The organism is Microbacterium dauci, from assembly GCF_030065535.1.
GTDB classification, from domain to species: domain Bacteria; phylum Actinomycetota; class Actinomycetes; order Actinomycetales; family Microbacteriaceae; genus Microbacterium; species Microbacterium dauci.
The window spans coordinates 483,427-505,984 of the sequence record NZ_JASJND010000001.1 but is presented as its reverse complement, the minus strand read 5'-3'; the positions used below and the strand labels follow the sequence as shown (position 1 = coordinate 505,984).

General features: G+C 71.6%; 15 protein-coding genes. 13 read left to right on the top strand and 2 right to left on the bottom strand.

Annotated features, from left to right (window positions below; all coding sequences use genetic code 11):
• Nucleotides 1–65 precede the first annotated feature (65 nt).
• Nucleotides 66–1,670: an ABC transporter permease subunit gene (locus QNI14_RS02455; RefSeq protein ID WP_283714596.1), complete on the top strand. Its 1,605-nt coding sequence runs from the start codon at nucleotides 66–68 to the stop codon at nucleotides 1,668–1,670.
• Nucleotides 1,670–2,602 (top strand): sugar ABC transporter permease, encoded by a 933-nt coding sequence (locus QNI14_RS02450; protein ID WP_283714595.1) that lies wholly within the window; start codon nucleotides 1,670–1,672, stop codon nucleotides 2,600–2,602. Before QNI14_RS02455 ends, QNI14_RS02450 begins: the two co-directional genes overlap by 1 nt.
• A gap of 31 nt (nucleotides 2,603–2,633) precedes the next feature.
• Here the strand turns inward: QNI14_RS02450 and rsmI are convergent, their stop codons facing one another.
• Entirely contained in the window at nucleotides 2,634–3,449 is an 816-nt protein-coding gene (gene rsmI / locus QNI14_RS02445) for a 16S rRNA (cytidine(1402)-2'-O)-methyltransferase (protein WP_283714594.1), read from the bottom strand.
• Between the two features lie 39 nt (nucleotides 3,450–3,488).
• Here rsmI and QNI14_RS02440 point away from each other — a divergent pair, with 39 nt between their 5' ends.
• Nucleotides 3,489–5,084 (top strand): dolichyl-phosphate-mannose--protein mannosyltransferase, encoded by a 1,596-nt coding sequence (locus QNI14_RS02440; RefSeq protein ID WP_283714593.1) that lies wholly within the window; start codon nucleotides 3,489–3,491, stop codon nucleotides 5,082–5,084.
• Between the two features lie 13 nt (nucleotides 5,085–5,097).
• On the opposite strand, the gene QNI14_RS02435 is transcribed toward QNI14_RS02440, so the two are convergent.
• Nucleotides 5,098–5,511: a hypothetical protein gene (locus QNI14_RS02435; RefSeq protein ID WP_283714592.1), complete on the bottom strand. Its 414-nt coding sequence runs from the start codon at nucleotides 5,509–5,511 to the stop codon at nucleotides 5,098–5,100.
• An 86-nt stretch (nucleotides 5,512–5,597) separates the two neighbouring features.
• Between QNI14_RS02435 and QNI14_RS02430 the strand changes: the two genes are divergently transcribed.
• The 10 genes from QNI14_RS02430 to QNI14_RS02385 all read left to right on the top strand — a co-directional run bounded on the left by QNI14_RS02430 (nucleotide 5,598) and on the right by QNI14_RS02385 (nucleotide 22,521).
• Nucleotides 5,598–6,740: an FHA domain-containing protein gene (locus QNI14_RS02430; RefSeq protein WP_283714591.1), complete on the top strand. Its 1,143-nt coding sequence runs from the start codon at nucleotides 5,598–5,600 to the stop codon at nucleotides 6,738–6,740.
• Between the two features lie 117 nt (nucleotides 6,741–6,857).
• Nucleotides 6,858–8,000: a serine/threonine-protein kinase gene (locus QNI14_RS02425; RefSeq protein ID WP_283714590.1), complete on the top strand. Its 1,143-nt coding sequence runs from the start codon at nucleotides 6,858–6,860 to the stop codon at nucleotides 7,998–8,000.
• Between the two features lies 1 nt (nucleotide 8,001).
• A complete protein-coding gene (locus tag QNI14_RS02420) occupies nucleotides 8,002–14,010 on the top strand; it encodes an Ig-like domain-containing protein (protein ID WP_283714589.1) in 6,009 nt (2,002 codons plus the stop codon).
• Nucleotides 14,011–14,038: 28 nt separating this feature from the next.
• Nucleotides 14,039–15,034, top strand: a complete 996-nt coding sequence (locus tag QNI14_RS02415) for an AAA family ATPase (protein WP_283714588.1) — start codon at nucleotides 14,039–14,041, stop codon at nucleotides 15,032–15,034.
• The gene (locus tag QNI14_RS02410; RefSeq protein WP_283714587.1) at nucleotides 15,031–16,383 is read left to right on the top strand and encodes a DUF58 domain-containing protein; all 1,353 of its coding nucleotides are present in this window, start codon (nucleotides 15,031–15,033) and stop codon (nucleotides 16,381–16,383) included. Before QNI14_RS02415 ends, QNI14_RS02410 begins: the two co-directional genes overlap by 4 nt.
• Nucleotides 16,380–18,875: a transglutaminase domain-containing protein gene (locus QNI14_RS02405; RefSeq protein ID WP_283714586.1), complete on the top strand. Its 2,496-nt coding sequence runs from the start codon at nucleotides 16,380–16,382 to the stop codon at nucleotides 18,873–18,875. Before QNI14_RS02410 ends, QNI14_RS02405 begins: the two co-directional genes overlap by 4 nt.
• 45 nt (nucleotides 18,876–18,920) lie before the next feature.
• Nucleotides 18,921–20,129, top strand: a complete 1,209-nt coding sequence (locus QNI14_RS02400; RefSeq protein WP_283714585.1) for an FHA domain-containing protein — start codon at nucleotides 18,921–18,923, stop codon at nucleotides 20,127–20,129.
• Between the two features lies 1 nt (nucleotide 20,130).
• A complete protein-coding gene (locus tag QNI14_RS02395; RefSeq protein ID WP_283714584.1) occupies nucleotides 20,131–20,982 on the top strand; it encodes a PP2C family protein-serine/threonine phosphatase in 852 nt (283 codons plus the stop codon).
• Complete coding sequence (locus QNI14_RS02390) at nucleotides 20,975–21,784, top strand: hypothetical protein (RefSeq protein ID WP_283714583.1); 810 nt, start codon at nucleotides 20,975–20,977, stop codon at nucleotides 21,782–21,784. The genes QNI14_RS02395 and QNI14_RS02390 overlap by 8 nt, the downstream gene beginning before the upstream one ends.
• On the top strand, nucleotides 21,781–22,521 hold the full coding sequence (locus QNI14_RS02385) for an FHA domain-containing protein (RefSeq protein ID WP_283714582.1): 741 nt from the start codon (nucleotides 21,781–21,783) through the stop codon (nucleotides 22,519–22,521). The genes QNI14_RS02390 and QNI14_RS02385 overlap by 4 nt, the downstream gene beginning before the upstream one ends.
• The last annotated feature ends 37 nt before the right edge of the window (nucleotides 22,522–22,558 follow it).

Below are 22,558 nucleotides of genomic sequence, written 5' to 3'. Positions count from 1 at the left end.
GGGGTGAGACCATCCCCGCGCCCGGGGACCACTTCCTCAACACACTTCTCGAGAAGGACACGCGCATGACGGCCACGCCGAGCACGCTCGCCGAGACGGCCCCGCCCCCTGCTGAACCGCACGGGCGTCGGTGGTCTGGACCCGGCTGGGGCTTCCTCGTGAAGCTCGCCCTGATGGCAGTCGTCAACGCCGTCGGCCTGATGGCGATCATCTCCGCCTTCCAGGCGGAGTCGTGGCTCGTCGCGGGCATCGCGATCGTGCTGCTGGTCGCGGCCGACATCGTGTACTTCACGAAGAAGGCCCTGCCGCTGAAGTACCTGCTGCCGGGCCTGTCGTTCCTGCTCGTGTTCCAGGTGTTCATCTTCCTGTACACGGGCTACATCGCCTTCACGAACTACGGCGCCGGGCACGTCGGCTCGCAGGAGCAGGCCGTCGAGGCGGCACTCGCGCAGGGCGAGCGCCGTGCCGAGGGCGCGCCGACTCTCCCCCTCACAGTGGTCGAGCGCGGCGGCGAGCTCGGCTTCGCGGTCGTCATCGACGGCGAGGTCCAGGCCGGCACCGCCGACGAGCCGCTCAGTGCGGCCGGCGCCGCACCGGCATCCGGTGCACCGACCGCTGTCGACGGCTGGAACGTCGTCCCGCGCAACACGATCATCAGCGACCAGGCACTCCAGCAGCAGGTCGTCGACCTGCGCGTGCCGGTCTCGGACGACCCGAACGACGGATCGATTCGCACCCGCGACGGATCGAGCGGTGCCGTGTACCTGTCGACGATGACGTGGGATGCCGAATCCCAGACGATCAGCGACAGCGCGACCGGTCTCGTCTACAGCGCCACCGAGGGCGGCAACTTCGTCGCCGAGGACGGCACGGCCCTCCCCACCGGGTGGATGGTGCACGTCGGCTTCGACAACTTCATCGAGCTCTTCACGAACCCCGACATCATCGAGCCGCTCGCGCTCGTCGGCGGCTGGACGTTCGTGTGGGCGTTCCTCTCGGTCGCGATCCCGTTCGCGATGGGACTCCTGTTCGCACTCATCTTCAACGACCCGCGTGTGCGCGGACGGAAGATCCTGCGAACGCTGTTCATCCTTCCGTACGCGTTCCCGGCGTTCATGTCCGCCCTGCTGTTCCGCGGCATGTTCAACGCCGAGTTCGGCGTCATCAACGAGCTCTTCTTCGGCGGCGCGAACATCGACTGGCTCGGTGATCCGTGGCTCGCCCGCGGCGCGGTGCTCTTCGTGAACGTGTGGCTCACCTACCCGTACTACTTCCTGGTGTGCACGGGCGCGCTGCAGGCGCTGCCGCAGGACGCCCTCGAGGCGGCATCCATCGACGGTGCGGGCAGGTTCCGGCAGCTCCGCGCGATCATCCTGCCGCTCGTGCTCGTGTCGACGGCGCCGCTACTGATCTCGTCGTTCGCGTTCAGCTTCAACAACTTCACGATCATCTACATGTTCAACAACGGCGGTCCAGCCATCCCCGGCGCCCCGTACGCGCTCGGCTACACCGACATCCTCATCTCGGCGATCTACGACATCTCGGGCGTCTCGGGCGGCGCCGCCGACTACGGCCTCGCGAGCGCGCTGTCGATCCTCGTGTTCATCGTCGTCGGTGTCGTCTCGGCCGTCGCGTTCCGTCAGACCAAGAAGCTCGAGGAGTACCAGTGATGTCCGCTCCCTCCACCGCAACCGTCACGACCGCGACCGGGCGCGCGCAGCGCGCTCCCCGCACCACGGTGCCGCTTCGTCCCGGCCAGCGTCGCCGCTGGGTGCTCGACGTCGGCTGGAAGTACCTCGTCGCCGCCGGCATCCTCTTCTACGCGATGTTCCCGCTCGTGTACGTGCTGTCGGCGTCGCTCAACCCGAACGGCAACCTCGCCGCGGCGAACTCGCTGTTCGCCGTCTTCGACTTCGGCAACTACGCCTCGCTGTCGGGGACGAGCTACTGGGCCTGGTACGGCAACACCCTGCTGGTCGGCGGCGTCTCGGCGCTCGGCGCGGTCATCATGGGCGCGGCCGCCGCGTACGCGTTCTCGCGGTTCCGCTTCTCGGGACGCCGGATCAGCCTGACGGCCCTGCTCATCATCCAGATGTTCCCGCAGGCGCTCGCGTTCGTCGCGATCTTCCTCATGCTGCTGACCCTCGGCGAGGTGTTCCCGATCCTGGGACTCAACTCCAAGCTCGCGCTCATCTGCGTGTACCTTGGCGGCGCGCTGGGCGTGAATACGTTCCTCATGTACGGGTTCTTCAACACGATCCCGATGGAGATCGACGAGTCCGCCAAGATCGACGGCGCGACGCACGCGCAGATCTTCTGGCGCCTCATCATGCCGCTCGTGACCCCGATCCTCGCGGTCGTCGGCCTACTCGCCTTCATCGCGGCGTTCGGCGACTACATCATCGCGAAGATCGTGCTCGTGTCCGAGGACAACTGGACGCTCGCCGTCGGCATGTTCCAGTGGGTCTCGAACCAGCTCTCCAGCAACTGGGGACTGTTCGCGGCGGGCGCGATCCTCGCCTCGGTGCCGGTGCTCGCGCTGTTCCTGTCACTCCAGCGCTACATCGTCGGTGGACTCACGGCGGGCTCCGTCAAGGGCTGACCCGGCGTCGTCGCCCGCTCTGCCGATCGGCTCAGCGGGCGGCGAGCGCGGCGCGGTAGAGCTCGCGCGACGGGATGCCGGTCTCGGCGGCGACCTCGGCGGCCGCCTCTTTGAGGCGCACGCCCGCCGACACCATGCGGAGTACCTGCGCGACGGCATCCGCTTCGGACACGACCCGCACCGGGGCGCCGGCGACGACCACGACGATCTCGCCGCGCACGCCCTCAGCGGCCCAGGTCGCCAGCTCGTCGAGCGGCCCGCGCTTCACCTCTTCGTGGAGCTTCGTCAGCTCGCGGCAGACCGCGGCGCGTCGGTCTGCGCCGAACGCCTCGGCCATCGCGGCGAGGGTGTCGGCGAGCCGCGAGGGCGCCTCGAAGAAGACCATCGTGCGCGGTTCCGACGCCAGCGCACCGAAGACGGTCTTGCGTTCCCCCGCCTTGCGCGGCGCGAACCCCTCGAACGTGAAGCGGTCGGTCGGCAGTCCCGCGAGGGCGAGCGCCGTGATGACCGCGCTCGGGCCGGGCAGCGCCGTGACGTCGACCCCCGCCTCGACCGCGGCTGCGACGACCGCGTAGCCGGGGTCGCTGACGGTGGGCATCCCGGCGTCGCTCAGGAGCAGGACGTCTTCGGATGCCGCGAGCGCGGCGAGTTCGCCGGCACGGGCCTTCTCGTTGTGGTCGTGCAGGGCGATGAGCCGCGGACGGTTCTCGATGCCGAGGGCCTGCAGCAACCGCTGCGTGGTGCGGGTGTCCTCTGCGGCGACGACGGTCGCGTCCTCGAGCGCGGTGCGAAGACGCCCGGTCGCGTCGCCGAGGTTCCCGATGGGGGTCGCCGCGATGATGAGCACCGCACCAGCCTAGGTGTACTGCCACTTAGGCTGGCCTGCGTGACCTCAACCGCGGAACCGCTGCTGCCGGCGCGCCCGGACGCACGTCCGTCGCGGTACGACGCATGGCGCACCCGGGTCGCGGCCGACCCCGTGCTCGTCCGGCGCATGTCGTGGCTCGCGCCACTGCTGGTCACCCTCCTCGGCGCAGTGCTGCGGTTCTGGAACCTCGGCCACCCGCGCGCGATCGTCTTCGACGAGACCTACTACGTGAAGGACTCGTGGAGCCAATGGATCCTCGGGTACGCCGCGTCGTGGCCCGACGAGGCCGACGCGCGGTTCGTGGCCGGCAAGACCGACATCTTCTCGACCGACCCGAGTTTCGTGGTGCATCCGCCGCTCGGGAAGTACCTCATCGGCGCCGGGATGGCGCTTTTCGGCCCGGACTCGTCGTTCGGGTGGCGGTTCGCGGTGGCCGTCGCGGGCACCGCGATCGTCCTCCTCGTGTACCTCATCGCGAAGCACCTGAGCGGGTCGATCCCGTTCGCGACCGTGGCATCCCTGCTCATCGCCGTCGACGGGCTCGCGATCGTGATGAGCCGGGTCGCAATCCTCGACATTCTGCTGACCGCGTTCGTGCTGTTGGGGTTCTGGTTCGTCCTGCTCGATCAGCGCTCGCACGCGCGACGGCTCGCCACAGCGCTCGCCGATCGCGCACCGGATGCCTGGGCGTCATGGGGGCCGGTGCGGTGGCACCGCCCCTGGCTGATCGCGTCGGGCGCGGCGCTCGGCGCGGCATCCGCTGTCAAATGGTCGGGCGTGTGGGTGCTCGCCGCATTCGGGCTCTACGTCGTCGTAACCGACGCGGTCGCCAGGCGGCGACTGGGCATCCGCTTCTGGCCGCTCGATGCGCTCCGGCAGGGCGTCGCCGCGTTCGTGCTCCTCGTGCCGGTGAGCGTCGTCGTGTACCTCGCGTCCTGGACCGGCTGGTTCGTGACCGACGACGGGTACGGCCGGCACGCAGCGGATGCCGCACCCGCGACCGGCATCTTCGCATGGGTGCCGATGGCGTTGCAGAACCTGTGGAAGTACCACGAGACGATCTACACGGCCACGGCGGGCATCACGACGGAGCACCGGTACGCGAGCCCGGCGTGGCAGTGGCCGCTGCTGCTGCGCCCGACGTCGATGTACGCGAACAGCACCGCCGATGGCACCGAGGGCTGCGCGAGCGTCCGGGGCTGCATCGAGAACGTCTACAGCCTGCCGAATCCGCTGATCTGGTGGGGCGGCATCATCGCCATCGTGTGGTTGGCGATCCGCTTCGTGATGCTGCGCGACGGCCGGTACGCCGCCGTCCTCGTCGGCTTCGCCGCGACCTACGTGCCGTGGCTGCTGTACCCGGAGCGGACGATCTTCCAGTTCTACACAGTGCTCATGCTGCCGTTCCTCGTGCTCGCGCTCGCCTTCGCGCTCCGGGACGTCGCCGGCGCGCGCCATGCCGAACCGGAGCGCCGCTTGTCGGGGCAGCGGACCGTCGTGGTGATCCTCACCGTCATCGTCGCGCTCTCGGCGTTCTGGTACCCGCTGTGGGCGGCGATCCGGGTGCCGTACGAGTTCTACTACCTGCACTTCTGGCTGCCCGGCTGGGTGTAGCCGCACGGGGCTCTCAGCGTGGCGGCGTCGTCACCGCTGTATGGAGCTCGCCGATACGACACACGCGCTCCGTGCCGTCGGACCACGTCGCTGCCGAGGCCTGGACGCCTGGCGAGAGCACACGGCCGCTTGCACTCACCGGCCACGGCGCGCCGAGTTGGTCGATGACGAAGTCTTGGATCGCCGAGGAGATGTCGGCCAGGAACGCCGCGGGGTCGATCTCGTCAATGGCGGTTGCACCGTCCGCGATCCGAAGGATGTACCGCGTGTCACGATCGAAGCCGACGAGCCATGACGCCTGCTCGGCAGTCGCAGCTGCCACGTTCTCGACGATCTCGATGCGCGCATCCATCCTCCGCACGAGCTGCGATGGCACGTCGCGCAGCGCGATCTCCATCAGTTGCTGCGCCGTCGCGTCGCTGACCATCTCCACCGCCTTCGAGTCGCTCCCGACGCATGCGCGGACGGGCCGTCGCATCGCTGCGCCGTGGGCGACAGCCTAGGGTTGAACGCGTGTTCCGCTATCCGACTCCGCAGGATCCGGCCCATTCGGGCTATGCGATCGCGGGCGACCGGTTCGCCCTCCTCGTGGCTGCGGGCATCGACGAGCGGCTGCTCGCAGGACTCTGGGATGCCGCGGCCGACCCCGCCTCGCTCCTCGAAGACGTGCTGAGCGTCCTCGTCGCAGAAGGCATCCACACACTGCCCGATTTCGCGCTCGCAGAGTTCGCGCCCGGTTCGCCGGCGCGGGTCCGAGTCGCCGTCCGCGGTGCCGCGACGGCCGAAGACGGCGCCGGTCGCGCGGTCGAGGGCCGTGACGCGCGGACCTGGACCGAGACGTCCCTCGACGATGTCGACGGCCTGCGGCTCCGGCTCGGTGATCCCTCGGAGGGTGCCGGCGCCCTCCCGCTCGGGCTCGGGGTGGTCCGCACGAACGAACTCGCGTGGGGCAAGCCCGTCGCGGGCGCCGCCGTGACCGCCGCGGCAGGAGAAGCAGCGGATGCCGCTCCGGCAGCGGCGCCGCCCGCCGAGCCGACGACTCCCCCGACACCGACCCCGGTTCCCCCGCAGGCACAGCCCGCCGCCCCGGCACCGGCTGCTCCCCCACTCCCGCGGATCCCGACGGTTGCGCCCGCGGCATCCCTCGACGAGTCCGACGTGCTCGAGACCCTCTTCATCGACCGCAGTCTCTTCGCGAGGCCCATCGACGACGAGAAGCTCGAGCTTCCCGCATTCCTCACCGACGAGACCGGCGACATCGAGCTGCCGGACGAGCGGACGCTCCTCGGCGGCCGGCGCGCGTCCGCCGCGCCGACACCGTCGGCCACCTACGTCCTGCGCGTGCACCCGGGCCGCGATCTGCCGCTCGATCGGCCCGTCGTCCTCGGTCGCGGGCCCAGACCGGCGCGGCATCCGGGCGCGCGCATCGAAGTCGTACCGTCGCCCGCGAAGGAGATCTCCGGCGCCCACCTCGAGGTGCGCCTGGACGGCGACCACCTTGTCGCGCACGATCTCGACTCGACGAACGGCACCATCGTCCGCCCCCGCGAGAGTGACCCGCTGCTCCTCCGCGGCGGCGCCACGCTGCGCGTTCCCGCGGACACGCTCTTCGATCTCGGCGACGGCGTGACGGCCCGCTTCCAGATCGAATCCTGAGCGTCAAGAGCCGGAAATCGTCCGGCCGATCGCTTATCGTGAGAAAGCCCTCACCGTGATGGACCGTCGTCACTCGTGACGGCGGAACCACCATTGACGGGCGAATCGGGGAGCTGCGTGTCACACAGGCTCCCTTCGACGCCGCCGGGACTCTCGGGCTTCACCTACGTCCGCCCGCTCGGCGCCGGCGGCTTCGCCGACGTCTTCCTCTTCGAACAGAACCTCCCCCGGCGTCCGGTCGCGGTGAAGGTGCTCCTCGAGGACATCGTGGACGAGAATCTGCTTCGTATGTTCAACGCCGAGGCCGACGTTATGGCGCGGCTCAGCTCGCACCCCTCGATCCTGACGATCCACGAGGCATCCATCTCGTCGGATGGACGGCCGTATCTCGTCATGGAGTACTGTCCGACCTCGCTCACCGGCCGGTACCGTCGCGAAGAGATTCCGGTCACCGAAGTACTGCAACTCGGGGTGAAGATCGGCTCCGCGCTCGAGACCGCGCATCGCGCCGGGCTCCTCCACCGCGACATCAAGCCGTCCAACATCCTCATCACCGCGTTCGGCGCCCCGGTGCTCTCGGACTTCGGCATCGCCGCAGCCGTCGAACACCGCCCCGGCACCGACGAGGTCTTCGCGATGTCAGTGCCGTGGAGCGCGCCCGAGATCGTCGACGAGAAGGTCGCGGGCTCCGTCGCCGCCGAGGTGTGGAGTCTCGGGGCCACCGTCTACTCGCTGCTGGCCGGACGGAGCCCGTTCGAGCGGCCCGGCAAGGGTCAGAACTCGCGAGAGCTGCTCAAGGCGCGGATCCGCAAGGCGACGTACACCCCGATCGGCCGTACCGACGTGCCTCCGCAGCTCGACGCCGTGCTCGCGCGCGCACTCAGCCGCGATCCCGCCGCGCGACAGGCCTCCGCCGCGGAGTTCGCGCACGACCTGCAGGTGGTGCAGCACCAGCTCGGCGTGCCGCACACACCGCTCGAGGTTGCCGTCGACGAGTGGGCCGCCGCTGGTGCCACCGTGGACTTCGCCGACGATCGCGCCCGTGGTCCGGTACGCCCCTCCGTCGCCTACGAGTCGAAGCGTCCGGCTCGCGCACGCGCGTCGGTCGCGCGGCGACCCGACGAGGGAACGATCCTCGCCGGCGCCGAGCCCCGCCGACGCCTGTCGACGGGTGCGATGATCGGGCTCCTCGTCGGCGGTGGCGCACTGCTCGCCCTCGGTGGCGCGGTGACCACGTTCCTCCTGCTGGGCGGCAGCTGAGATGGCACGCACCGAGGGCATCCGCACCCGTGTGCGCCCGTCCACGTGGATCGGCGCGGGCGCGGTCACCGCGACGCTCGCGCTGGTAGCGACCCTCGCGGTCGTCTGGCCGGGGTACGACGCCCAGCAGACGCCGGTTGACGATCCGACCGTCTGGGCATTGCAGACCGGCACCGGCAGCGGGTACGCGCGCGTCAACCTCGAGCTGAACGAGGTCGACACGGTCAAACAGGTCGAGAACGGCACGCAGCTCGCGCAGACCGCCGACCGCCTCTTCGTCTACAGCGACGGCGGCACGCAGTTCTCCGACGTCGACCTGGCGACGCCCGCCGACCTCACCGCCGACGCCGAGGACGTGTTCGCGTCGACCCCACCAGGCACGGTCGACATCGTCTCGGCCGGCGACAGCATCGTCTACCGCACCGAGGGCGGCGCGGTCTTCGGCGCCACGCTCTCGAGCGGCGGTGCCGCCGCGCAGATCGACCCGTACGCGGGGGCCACCGCCGCCGAGGGCGAAGAGGCCCCGAGATTCGTCGCGACGAGTGTCTCGGTGGATGCCGCGGGCATCGTGTTCGCCTACTCCGCGACCGACGGCCTCGTCGTCCGCGCCGAGGCTTCGACCGGCCGGGTGCTCGATCAGGAGACGGCGCCGATCACGCCCGTCGACGCGCAGCTCACGTCGATCGGCGGTCGCTGGGTGCTCTACGACGTCGGCACCGGCGACCTCGCGATCGAGGACCGCGAGGAGGTCGTGCAGACGACGCCCGGCACCGGCTCGCTCGTGCAGCGGGCCGCCACAACGGGAGACGCGGCCTACATCGCCGACACCGACGGCGTCACCCGGGTCGTGCTCGACGGCGGTGAGGTCGACCGCGTCCTCGACGCCGGCGGCCTCGGCGTCCCCGCCGCGCCGACGCCGCTCGACGGCCGGGTCCACGCCGCCTGGCTCGCCGACGGCACCGCCGGCGGCGCGCTCTGGTCGAGCGACGCGCCCGACGAGGTCACCCCGCTGGACTACGGCGGCGCCGACATCGGCGACGCGGTCGACCCCACCTTCGTCGGCAATGGCTCGCGGCTCGCGCTCAACGACCGAGGCTCGGGCTGGGTGTGGCGCGTCCCCGACGGCGCCCTCGTCCCGTCCTCGCAGGAGTGGGAGCTCGACCCCACGTCCGACGTCGCGCAAGAGAACGATCAGCGCGCCGACCGCGTCCTCGACCCGAAGCCGCCGGTGGCCGTCGACGATGCGTTCGGGGTCCGCGCGGGCAGCGTCGTGCTCCTCCCGGTGCTCCTCAACGACCACGACCCCAACGAGGACGTCCTCAGCATCGATCCGGCATCCTTCGACGGACCGGATGCCGCGTTCGGTTCGGCGACGATCACCGGCGCCGAGCAGCAGGTCGCCGTCACGGTCGCACCGGATGCGACCGGCACGGCGACCCTGCGCTACCGCGTCACCGACGGCACGTCGAGCGCGGGGCTCCTGTCGGAGGTCGCGACGGTCACCCTCCGGGTGGTCCCCGAGACCGAGAACGCCGAACCGGAGTGGTGCGGCGTGGACGGCTGTCTCGCACCGTGGCCGACCCTCTCGGTCGCTCCCGGCGGGACCGTGTCGGCCGACGTGCTGAAAGGGTGGGTCGATCCCGACGGCGACCCGATGTACCTGTCCGGCGTCACCGTGCAGCCGCGCGTCGGCACGGTGACGACCTCGCCCGAGGGCGAGCTGACCTACCAGCATCCCGACCCGCAGGCCACCGACGCGATGAGCGTGCAGCTCGAGGTCGTCGTGACCGACGCCCGGGGCGCATCGGCGACGCGTCCGCTCACGATCGACGTGACTGCGGCCCCCGAACTGCACGCCGAGTCGTTCGCGGTGACCGGTGTCGTGGACGAGCCGCTCGACGTGTCGATGGCTCCGTACGTGACCGGGGTCAGCGGCCGGGTGAGCCTCAGTTCACTGGTCACCCTCGACACGACGCGCTCGACCGCGACCGCCAATCCGTCCGCGCTCAGCATGACGTTCTCAGCGACCGAGCCGGGTTCCTACCTCGTCCAGTACGGGGTGCGCGACGACGCGGGCGAAGTCGGCGCCACCGTCAGGGTGACGATGCGCGCCGCCGAAGACACCACGGTGTCGACGCCGCCGCTGACCGCGTTCGTGCGGCCGAACGAGGACGCCACGATCGACGTCGCGGCGGCCGCCGCGAACCCCGCCGGCGTCGTGCTGCTCCTCGACGACATCCGCCCCGAGAGCGACCCGCGCGCGAGTCTCGGCGTCGACCTCGTCGGTCAGAGTCTGCTCCGCGTCAGCGGGTCGACCGACGACGGACAGCCGGGGCTGCTCGGCGTCGTGCGGTATCGCCTCACGGACGGCGCCGCCGATGCGGCGACGACCGCGGAGGGCGCGCTCACGGTCATCCTGCTGCCCGCCGGCACCGCGCAGGCGCCGATCGCGGTCGACGACCTCGTCACGGTCCGCGCGGGCGCGCAGGTCGACATCCCGATCCTCGAGAACGACCACGCACCGGCCGGCGCGCTGCTCGCCCTCGACCCGTCTTCGATCGTCAACGAGACGGGCGGCGGACTGGCGTTCGCGTCGGGACGGATGCTGCGCTATCTGGCACCCGACGAGGCCGGGACGTACGCGCTCACCTACACGGTCTCCCCGCTCGGCTCCCCCGAAGTCGTCGACACCGCGCGCGTGACCGTCACGGTCGTCGGCGGCGAGGAGAACGCGGCGCCGCTCCCCCGCCCACTCCAGGGTCGGGTCGTCGCCGGGCAGAGCGTCACCGTCCCCCTGGACACGTACGCCGTCGACCCCGACGGGGACGCGGTCGTCCTCGATGCGATCGTCTCGCAGCCGCGCGTCGGCTCCGCATCGGTCTCCGCGGACGGCGAGTCGATCGTCTACACCAGCCCGGAGCGCTTCTCGGGACAGGTGCGGTTCTCGTACCAGGTGCGCGATGCCCTCGGCGCGACCGGCGTCGCCGACGTCCGCGTCGGCGTCATCGCCACCCAGAGCGATCCGAGCCCCGTGACCTTCAGCGACTACGTCCAGGTGCAGGCCGGCACGGACGGCACGGTGATCGTGCGTCCCGCAGACAACGACGTCGACCCGTTCGGCAGCGAGCTCGAGTTGGGCGATGTGGTGCCGAACGCGCCTGCAGGCAGCGATGAGTACGCGGCGCTCGCGGATCGTGTGGCATCCGTCGAGGACGGCGCCGTCACCCTCCGCGCGGGCGACGCGCTCGGCACCTTCTCGTACAGCTACACGGTGACGAACACCACGGGCGACACCGCGATCGGTCTCCTCGTCCTCAAGGTCGTCCGCGATCCGGTGCCCGATCACCCGGCCGTCCGCGACACGATCCTCACCCTCGAGAACCGCGAGGACTTCCCGACCGGCGTCGACGTCCTCACCGACATGGTCAGCTGGAACGCGGGCGACCCGTCGTCCCTCGAGCTGCGCCTGTGGGGTGACCCCGAAGGCATCGAGGCCGACGGGTGGCGGATCTCGGGAGACCTGCCCGAGTCCGCGCTCCTCGTCCCGTTCGAGGTGTCCGGCACGGCGTTCGACGGCACCGAGGTGACGACGTACGGCTTCCTCCGCGTCCCCGGCACCGCCGACATCCGTCTCACCCTCCGGGCAGGGCTCGATCCGATGCAGGTCGTCGAGAACGAGTCCGTCGACCTCGACCTCGCCGATGCGGTGGTCCTCCCCGAGGGGCAGACGCTCGTCCTCGGTCGGGGCGACGTGGAGACCGGCGGTGCCCGCGCCGAGGCATCCTGCCGGGTCACCTCCGGCACGACCATCCGGTACACGGCGGGACGCGGGGCGCCGTGGAACGACACCTGCATCGTGCCGGCGCGGCTCGCCATCCAGGACGAGTACACCTACCTCGCGCTCGTCGTGCAGGTCGAAGCAGAGACGCCGCAGCCGTCGCTGCGTAGCGCCTCGCTCGCCGTGCGTCCGGGCGACACCGCGACGTACGACCTCGCCCGGATGGTGCAGTGGGCCGGACGCGAGGCGTGGGACGCACTCGAGTACGCGACTGCCTACCGCGGCGACCAGTTCGAGGTCGAGGCATCCGGCGCGACGGTTACCGTGACGGCGAAGGATGCCGCCCGTCCCGGCCGCGAGGAGCCGCTGACCATCACACTGCCGAGCCACCCCGACGCGCCGGCGGCGAGCCTGGTCGTCACCGTGGGGCCGGCCCCGTCTGCGCTCCCGCGCGGCGGTTCGACGATCCAGACGTGTTCCCAGTCGGGCGGGTCGACCTCGTGCGTGATCGACGTCATCGGCACCGCCGGGGAAGTGAATCCCCTGCCGGGCACCCCGCTGCGAGTCGTCGGCGCGAACGGACCCGACAACTGCGCAGGCGTGTCGTTCGCGCGGGCGGGCGACACCTCGGTGCGGGCGACGTGGGCCTCGGATGCCGAGGGCGCCGCACGCTGCGTCGGAACGTTCACCGTAGAAGACGCGCAGGGGCGCCAGTCCAGCGGCGACCGCGACGGTCAGGTCGTGCTCGATCTGCGCGGGCTCCCCGCGAACCCCACCCGCCTCGAGTGGACCGCCTACAGCGAAGACTCGGTGACCCTGCGAGTGACGTCGGATGCGGGCTCGTACCCCGGTGTCGACAGTTACCGCATCACGACCGGCGGCCGCGAGGTCGCGACCTGCCCGGCGTCGGGCATCTGCGCCCCGATCTCGGCGCCCGTCGGCGAGAAGCGCACGTACGAGGCGCACGCCGTCAACGCCGTCGGCACGTCGCGCGGGAGCGTCCGCGTCGAGGCGTGGGCGTACCGCCCGCCGGCGCAGCCGCGCACGGCGACGTTCACCCCGGTTCCCGCCGGGAACGGCGGCGGGGTCGCGACGATCGTCGTCTCGGGATTGGATGCCACGACCGGCAGCGTGCGGCTCACCGGCGGCGCCGCCGGCGGATCGACGCAGTCCGCATCGAACGGCACCGCGACGTTCACGGGCTACCAGATCGGGGCGAACCAGCCGACGGCGCTCGTCGCCACCCCCCTGACGCAGTTCGACCTGCCGCCGATCGCGGGCGGGTCGAGCGAGGGTCGGTCGCTGGAATTCCGCGCGCACGGCATCGGCGCACCGAGCATCACGCTCGAGGTGACCCAGAACCCCGACGGATCGGTCGTCACCGCGCGGGCCACCGTCGCACCGAACGGCGTCGGCGAGGCGATCCTCGTCGGGTTCTCGCTCGGCGGGCAGAACTGCAGCCCCAGTGAGCAACGGACGGGCGGAGGCGGTGGCACGGTCACCAAGGAGTATCGCGACCTGCCGCTGTGGGAGCGCGTGACCATCCGTGCCTGCGCGAAAACCCTGAACGAGGGCACCCAGTTCGGCGATGGCGCGCCCGTCTCGCAGGAAATCACGCCCGTCGGCGAGATCGACGCACCGGACGGCGACGCGACGTACCGCATCGGGTCGAACGCCGATCGGTTCAGCGACAACGGGATGTTCGTCCACCGGTGGGATGACGTCCGGGCACCGAACCTGCGCGGCAGCGGCCGCTTCGACGTGCGCTACTCGGTGGATGACGGCGAGACGTACACCCGCGACTTCGCGAGTCTGTTCACGCTCGGCGTCCCGCCCGGCCGGATCATCGCGGCGCTCTGCAACGACTCGTTCGGCTGCGGGACGCCCAACGCACGAGAAGTGACCGCGGATCCCGCCGGGCCCGTCTACACCGCGCGCGTCCGCTTCCCCGACAGCTGCCGTGTCGGCGAGGCGCCCCGCGGCTCCGTCGAGGTGACCGCCGCGGAAACCGACTACACCATCCGGCCGGTGCAGACCGAGGACAGCCTGCTGTCTCGCACGTACACCTTCTCGGTGCAATGGGAGGGCGCACTGTCCGCGCTCGGCACGACCTCGCACTCGAAGACCTGTGCGCTCCCGCCGCCGGAGCCCGAGCCGACGCCCGACCCCACGCCGACGCCCGACCCCGAGCCGACCCCCGAAGAGACCACCGACGCTCCCGTCGAGCCGTAAGGCCGATGAGGACACCGAGAGGAACACGATGACGATCACCCAGGACCAGAGCACCTGGTTCCACGAGACCTTCACGAGGCTCGTCGACAACGTCGACCAGGTCGTGCTCGGCAAGCGCCACGTGATCGAGCTCGCGTTCACCGCAATGGTCTCGGAGGGGCACCTGCTGCTCGAGGACTACCCCGGCACCGGCAAGACGTCGCTCGCGCGTGCGATGGGGCAGTCCGTGCAGGGCACGAGCTCGCGCATCCAGTTCACGCCCGACCTGCTGCCCGGCGACGTGACCGGCATCACCGTCTACGACCAGCGTCGCGGCGAGTTCGAGTTCCACCAGGGTCCGATCTTCGCCAACGTCGTCCTCGCCGACGAGATCAACCGCGCCTCCCCTAAGACCCAGTCGGCGCTGCTCGAGGTGATGGAGGAGGGCCAGGTCACGGTCGACGGGGTCAGCCGACCGGTCGGCATCCCGTTCCTCGTCGTCGCGACGCAGAACCCCGTGGAGCAGGCGGGCACGTACCGCCTCCCCGAAGCGCAGCTCGACCGCTTCCTCATGAAAGCGAGTCTCGGCTACCCCGACCACGCCGCGACCGTGCGGATCCTCGAGGGGTCGAGCGGCGGACGCCGCGACGTCGGGCCCGTCATCACGCCGCAGGGAGTCGTGAGCATGGCCGACATCGCCCGCGGCGCGTACCTCGGCCCGCTCGTCCTCGACTACATCGCCCGCCTCGTCGAAGCGACGCGATTGGCGACCGAAGTGCGCCTCGGCGTGAGCGTGCGCGGTGCACTCGCGCTGACGAAGGCCTCGCGCACGTGGGCGCTCGCACACGGGCGCAGCTACGTGACCCCCGATGACGTGAAGGCGCTCGCCGGGCCCGTGCTCGCGCACCGACTCATCCTCGACCCCGAAGCCGAGTTCGACGGTGTCACCCCGGGCGCGGTCATCGGCCAGGTGCTCCTCGATGTCGCCCCGCCCAGCGCCCGTGAACAGGGCCAGGCGGATGCCGCTCGGAAAGAGGGGGCGTGAGCTTCCACACCGAGTCGCGACTCACGCGGACGGCGACGTCCACGGGATTCGCCCGCACCCGCTACGGCGACACCGCGAGGTCCACGACGGTCCTCGCGGTCCGTGGCGTGCAGACGTGGCGACGCGTCCGGGCGGTCGCTGAGCGGACGGGTCGGTGGATCGTCGAGACGGTCACGCCCGCCGGGTGGATCGCACTCGGCGTCGCGGTGGCGGGACTCGGGCTCGGCCTCGGATTCGGGCTGCTCGAGTTCGCGGTCGCCGGTGCAGCCGCAACCGTGCTGCTGGTGTGCTCGGTGCCGTTCCTGTTCAGCGCGCGAGCGTACGACGTCCGCCTGCTCCTCGAGCACGACCGGGTCGTCGCAGGAACGCCGGTCGAGGGTGAACTCGTCGTCACGAACGTCGGGCGGAGCACCGCTCTGCCTGGCCGTGTCGACGTCCCGGTCGGTGACGGGCTCGTCGACGTGCACGTCCCGCTCCTGCGCCCGACGCACGAGATCCGCGAGCCCGTCGTGATCCCCACGATGCGGCGCGGTGTGCTCACCATCGGGCCCGCCCGCACGGTGCGGGGCGACCCCCTCGGCATCCTGACCCGCGAAGCGACGTGGGAGGACACCCACACGCTCTACATCCACCCGATGACGACGGCGCTGCGCAGCACGGCCGCCGGCTTCGTCCGTGACCTCGAGGGCGCGGCATCCCGCACGATCGTCGACGCGGACTTCTCGTTCCACGCGCTCCGCCCCTACGTCCCCGGCGACTCCCCCCGCCAGATCCACTGGAAGTCGACGGCGAAGACCGGCGATCTGATGGTGCGCCAGTACGAAGAGACCCGGCGCTCCCGCATGGTCATCGCCCTCTCCCTCGGGGACGACGAGTACGAGAGCGACGACGAGTTCGAGCTGGCCGTCAGCGCCGCGGCATCCGTCGGGGTCCGCGGCATCCGCGACGGACGCGACGTCGACGTCATCGTCGGCGGCGACGTGCCCGAGTTCGCGCGCCGCGCCGTCCGCAGCATCCGCGAACTCACCACGGTGTCGTCGCGCACCCTGCTCGACGACCTCTCCGGCGTCGACCGGTCCGAGCGGGTGAATCCCCTGCGCGACGTGGCGGCGCTCGCCGCTGAAGCGCACCCCGACGTGTCGATCGCCTTCCTGATCTGCGGTTCGACGCTGACGCCGACGCAGCTGCAGACCGCGGCCCTCGCGTTCGGACCCGAAGTTACGGTCGCCGCGCTCGTCTGCGCGCCGACCGCGCAGCCCGGCATCAAGCGACTCGGCGCGATGACCGTCATCTCGATCGGCCTGCTCGATGACCTGCGGCAGCTCCTCGCGAAGGGGGCGCAGTCGTGAACGATTCGCGCCGGGCGCTCCGCGAGACCCGCACCGCGCGGGCGACCGCCGACCGCTGGCGGTTCCTGCTCGTGCAGGCCGCGCTCCTGAACGTCCTCTTCGCGGTCGGCGCCGTCGCCGCCTGGCCGATCTACCGCAGTCCCGTGTTCCTCATCGCGGTCGGGGCCGGGCTCGTCGCCGCGCACGCCGTCGCGGCCCTCGGCACGCGCTGGCGCTGGTCGGGCTGGTGGACCGCGCTCGCCGCACTCGGCGCGTATGCCGTGCTCGGGCTGCCGGTGGCGGCGCCCGGCAGCCTCGTCTCGGTGCCCACGGCGCTCCGCGCACTCGTGGGCATCCTCATCGCCCCGGCGACCGGGTGGAAGGACCTCCTCACCCTCGAGCTTCCGCTCGGCAGTTACCAGACCACCCTCGCGCCCGTCCTGTTCCTGTTCATCGCCCTCCCGACCGCGGCGCTCTCGCTGGCGTGGCGGTCGCGGCGGTGGTGGTGGCTCGCCGTCCCGGCCGCGCTCGGACTGACGGTGTTCGGCGTCGTGTTCGGTGCCCGCGGCCTGTCCGCCCCCCTCCGCTTCGCCGGGTTCGCCGTGCAGATCGAGACACTCGTCGGCGCCGCGGCGCTCGTCGCGGCGCTCGCGGTCGTCATCTGGCGGATGCGCGACGACCGCCGCCGCGCGCTGCGCCAGACCGCCGCCGCGAGCGGCGTGCGCACGACCGGCCGCGCGACCCGCGGCCTCGCCGGACGCGCCGCTGTCGCGGTTGCGATGGTCGTGGCATCCGTCGCCGGCGCCGCGCTCTGGGCGCCGTGGGCGCTCGCGGATCGTTCCCGCGACGTCGCCCGCGCCGCCGTCGACCCCTTCCTCGAGGTCGCGCAGACCCTCAGTCCACTCGCCGAGTACCGGGCGTCGTTCGGCGATGACGCCTACGAAGCGACGTTGTTCACGGTGGCCGCTCCCGAGCAGGTCGACCGGGTGCGCATCGCGACACTGCCGTTCTACGACGGTCGCACGGTCCGCGCCGTCGACCCCGACGCCGGCCTCCTCGACCCGACCACCGCGTTCACCCGGGTGCCATCCCAGATCGACACGGCCAGCGCGACCACCACGATCGAGGTCGGCGTCGGCGACCTCGGCGGGATCTGGGTGCCGACGGTCGGACAGCTGCACACGATCGCGTTCGACGGTGCGCGCGCATCAGCCCTCGCGGACGGGTTCTTCCACAACGCCGCCACCGGCACTGCCGTGGAACTCGAGGGCGGTGGCCTCGAGCCCGGTGATGCGTACCGGCTCGAAGCCGTCGTCGAGGCGGATGCCACGGCCGTGGCATCCCTCGTCCCCGCGCGCAGCGGACCGAGCCTGCCCACCGACCTCGTCCCCGAGTCGCTCACCGAATGGATCGAGGCGCAGGGGGCACCGACCGGTGGCGCCGGACTCGAGACGCTCATCGACCGACTGCGGGCGCGCGGCTACCTCAGCCACGCGCTGTCCGCCGATGCCGACGCCGATGCCGCGCCCGTCTGGATGCGCGATCTCGGCATCGAGGACTTCCAGCCCAGCCGCGCGGGGCACTCCACCGACCGCATCGGCGTACTGTTCAGCGAACTCCTCGCGCGCCAACGCGAGATGGGTGACGCCTCGGATGCCGCGCTCGTGTCGGGCATCGGCGACGATGAGCAGTTCGCGGTCGCCGCGATGCTCATCGCCGATCAGCTCGGGTTCGAGTCCCGTGTCGTCGTGGGGACGCGCCTGCGCGGGGACGACGGCCTGCCCGCGTGCGACGACGACGGCACGTGCCGCGGCGGGGATCTTGCGGCGTGGGTGGAGGTGCAGGATGCCGCGGGCACCTGGACCGCGATCGACGCGACGCCGCAGTCCGAGTCGTTCCCGTCCCCCGACCTCGAGCAGCGTCAGGATCCCGAGAACCCCACCGATGTCCGGCGGGAGAACGCCGAGTCGGTGCTCCCCGCCGATGCGAGTCCGTCGGACGGCACCGAGCGTGCGGAGGACACGACCGAGGAGCAGGCCGACCTCAGCGGCCTGTGGTTCGCGCTCCGGGTGACGGGGATCTCGCTGCTGGGCCTCGTCGTGCTGTTCGGCCCGCTCCTGGTCGTCCTGATCGCGAAGGCGGTCAGGCGCCGCTCGCGCCGACGCGCCGCGCACGTCGTCGACCGATTCACCGGCGGCTGGCAGGAGTTCGTCGACACCGCCGTCGACCACGGCTACCCGGTGCCGCAGACGCAGACCCGGCAGGAGCTCGCGGCGCTCTATGCGGGCGAGGGCGCACGACTGGCGACGTTGGCAGACCGCTCGGTGTTCGATGCGACGCCGCCCTCGGATGCCGAGAACGCGGAGTTCTGGCGGATCGTCGACGCCGAGCGGGCCCGCTTCGCCGGTGAGTTGGGCTGGTGGCGGCGGTGGCGCGCGCGCGCCTCGCTGCGCTCGCTCCGACGCCGTGATGAGCGCCGCGGCCGCCGGAAGGGGCGCGGACGACGTGGATAGGGTGTCGGAGACGGGCATGCGGGATCGGGAAGAACGGTGGGCGAGATGACGGAGATGGTCCAAGCAGTCGCGACGGGAATCGGCGGTGCCGCGTTCGACGGGCTCTCGATCGTGGCGAACCTCGTGCAACTCGTCCTCCTCGCCGGCGTCTACGTCTGGCTCGCGCTCGCCCTCACCGCGGTCTTCCGTAAGGTGGGGCAGCCCGCCTGGAAGGCGTGGGTGCCGGTCGTGAACATGTGGACCCTGTTCGAGCTCGCCGGCATGAAGGGCTGGTGGGCGGTCGTCCAGGCGGCCGCCGGGGCGGTGGTCCTCGTCGTGTCGGCGATCATGGCCGCGCTGCTCGCCGATGCCGTCGTGGATGCCGCGTTCAGCGGCAGCACGTCCGCCACCGGCGTCATGGTGCTTGCGACGATCGTCCCCCTCGTGCTGTGGACGGCGTTCGCGATCTTCGTCCTCATCCTGGCGGTGCGGATGTTCACCGCGCTGAATCGCGGCTTCGCGCTCGGCCTGCCGTTCACGTTCCTCGGCGTGCTGCTCTTCCCGGTGTGGGCGAGCATCGTCGGCTGGGGCACCGCTGCGTGGCACGGCCGCGGTGGCGCGCCGATCGTCCCCGGCGCACCGGCGACCGTCCCGGCCGCGGCGGGGTTCGCACCCGGCGCCGCCACCGCCGCGCTGCCCGTCCCGCCCGGCGGCGCGCCGCTCCCGACGCCGGCCGCCGGCGCGAACCCGTGGCTGCCACCGGCACCGGCTGCGGCGGCTCCTGCAGCGGCGGGACCTGCGCCCGCGGCTCCTGCCCCGGCCGCTCCTGCACCGGCCGCTCCCGCGCCGATGCCCCCGGCTGCACCTCCGACCCCCGCGCCGGCTCCGACGCCCGCGCCGGCCGCGGCATTCGACGAGGTCGAGGACCACACGATCCTCGCGGCGCACCGGCGCACGGCCACGACGACCCTCACGCTCCCCGGCGGTACGACCGTGTCCCTGCTCGGTGACACCGCCGTGCTGGGGCGCAACCCGGTCGCACCCGCCGAGACGCCCGGCGCGCAGCGGGTCCCGATCGACGACGTCACCCGCACTGTGTCGAAGACCCACGCCCTGCTCCGCCGCGACGGCGACCGCTGGCTCGTCAGCGACCTGGCATCCACCAACGGCGTCTTCGTCGGCGCGAGCGACGCCGAAACCGAGGTCACCGCGCCGACCGTCGTCACCGGCCGGTTCCTGCTCGGCGACGCCGAACTGCACCTCTCGGAAGGCTGACATGCGGGGACCGGAGCCGAGCACGCATCTCGAGGTGATCAGCGGCGCGCTGACCGACCCCGGGCTGCGCCGGCCGGTCAACGAAGACTCGTACCTCGCGAGCTTCCCGGTCTACCTCGTTGCCGACGGGATGGGCGGGCACGAAGCCGGCGACCGGGCCTCGGCCGCCGTCATCGACGCGTTCCGCCCGCTCGTCGGCCGCAGCGACGTCGCGCCCGAAGAGGTCTCGCAAGCGGTGTACGCGGCGCACGCCGCCGTCGCCGCGATCGCTGCCGGAACGACCCGTGGCGCCGGATCGACCGTGACCGGCATCGTCGCGGTCGTCCAAGACGGCCACCCGCGATGGCTCGTCGTCAACATCGGCGACTCCCGCGTCTACCGCCTGCTGTCGGAGCGTCTCGAGCAGCTGACCATCGACCACTCCATCGCGCAGGAGATGGTGGATGCCGGTCGACTCACCCGCGAGCAGGTGTCGGGGTACGGGGCGCGCAACGTCATCACCCGGGCCGTCGGCGGCGAGCGCAGCCCCGCCGATTACTGGTTGCTGCCAGCCGTCACCGGCGAGCGGCTGCTCATCTGCTCGGACGGCCTGTCGGGCGAGATCACCGACGAAGCGATCCGCGCCGGTCTTCTCGTGGGCGGCTCCCCCATCCATACGGCGGGGTCGCTCGTCGCGCAGGCGCTGGCGCACGGCGGCCGCGACAACGTGACCGCGATCGTGGTGGACGTCGTCGGCGGCGGCATCCATCCGAGTCTCGAAGACACGACCGGCGGCCTCATGACGAGCGGGTTGGCGACCGGCACGATCGAGGTGTCGACGGTGCCCTCGGCGCGGAGGCGGGCACATGACTGACCCGTTCTCGCCCGACGAGCGCACCACCCTGTCGGCCCGGCGCGCCGCGGAGGAGCCCGACGACCACACGACGCTGTCCGCACGGCGGGCGGCCGAAGAGGTCGACGACCGTACGAGCATCGCGGCGCCCCGGTTCGCGCCGATCACCTCGGACGACGTCCCGCTGACGGACGAGCACACCGTCCTGTCCGCCCGGCGATCCGAACTGATCGACGATACGGCTGTCCCTGACGCTGCCGACGCGGATGCCGCGGACGAGCGCACGACGCTCTCTCGCCGTCGCCTCGACCCGGTCATCGAGACGACCGACGTTCCCGAGGTGCCGGACGACCGCACCGCGCTGGTGGCCCGGCGCGTCGAGCGGCTGATCGAGGACACCGACGTCCCGGAGCGCACCGCCGATGCGCCGCAGGTCGACGAGCCACCCACGGCCGACGAGACCCCTGCGGCCGACGAGACGCCTGCAGACGACGAAACAATCGTGCAGCGCCGCGCCGTCGACGCCCGCAGCATCAGCGAGGTCGACACCGGCGTCGCGCACGGTCGCGCGGACACGCCGCGCGCGGCGACCGTCCCTGGTGTGGTCGCTGCGCGGGCGATCTACCGGCCGCGTGCCGACGCCCCGGCGCCGGTCACCCGCAATCCCGTGGCACCGCCGACCGCGCCCGAGGCGGTCGGTTCGTCCACTCCCCCGCCGCGACCGCGGCGCGGGGTGCTGTTCGCCGTGGTGGCGGGCGGTGTGGTGATCGCAGGAGGGGCGGTCACCGGCATCCTTTGGATCATCGGAGGGGGACCCGGATGACGGGCGACATCGAACAGACGGCCGAGCACACGACCGCGAAACTCGGGATCGAATTCTGTGGCGAGTGGTTCTACCCCGTGCCGGGCACCGTGTACTCGATCGGTCGTGATGCCGACCTCGTGATCGACACGAACCCGTACCTGCACCGGCGGTTGCTCGAGGTCGAGTCGGCGCAGGATCTGTGGTGGCTCGCGAACACGGGCAAGTCGATCTCGGTCGCCCTCGCCACCGCCGACGGCGCGTACCAGGCGATGCTCGGTCCGGGCACACGGGTGCCGCTCGTGTTTCCGGAGCTGCTCGTCATGTTCACCGCGGGCTCGTACACGTACGAGTTCACGATCCGCAACGACGCGGCGCGGTTCACCGGTCGTGAGCTGCCGGCCGACGACGCGACCGACGGCGGCACGACGATCGGTGCGGTGCCGCTGACGATCAGCCAGAAGCAGCTGCTTGTCGCACTGTGCGAGCCGATCCTGCGCGGCGGGATGATGGGTTCGAGCCAGATCCCGTCGTCTGCGGCCGCGGCGCAGCGGCTCGGCTGGCCGCTCACGACCTTCAACCGCAAGCTCGACAACGTCTGCGACAAGTTCGACCGCGAGGGCGTGCAGGGGCTCCGCGGCGGCGGCGGCAAGCTCGCCACCAACCGCCGTGCGCGGCTCGTCGAGCACGCGATCCTCTCGCGCCTCGTGACGGCCGCCGACCTGCCGCTCCTCGACGAGGACGCCGGCGACCGCTGACCCGCCCGGCGGAGATCCGGTCGTTGAGCGAGGGAGC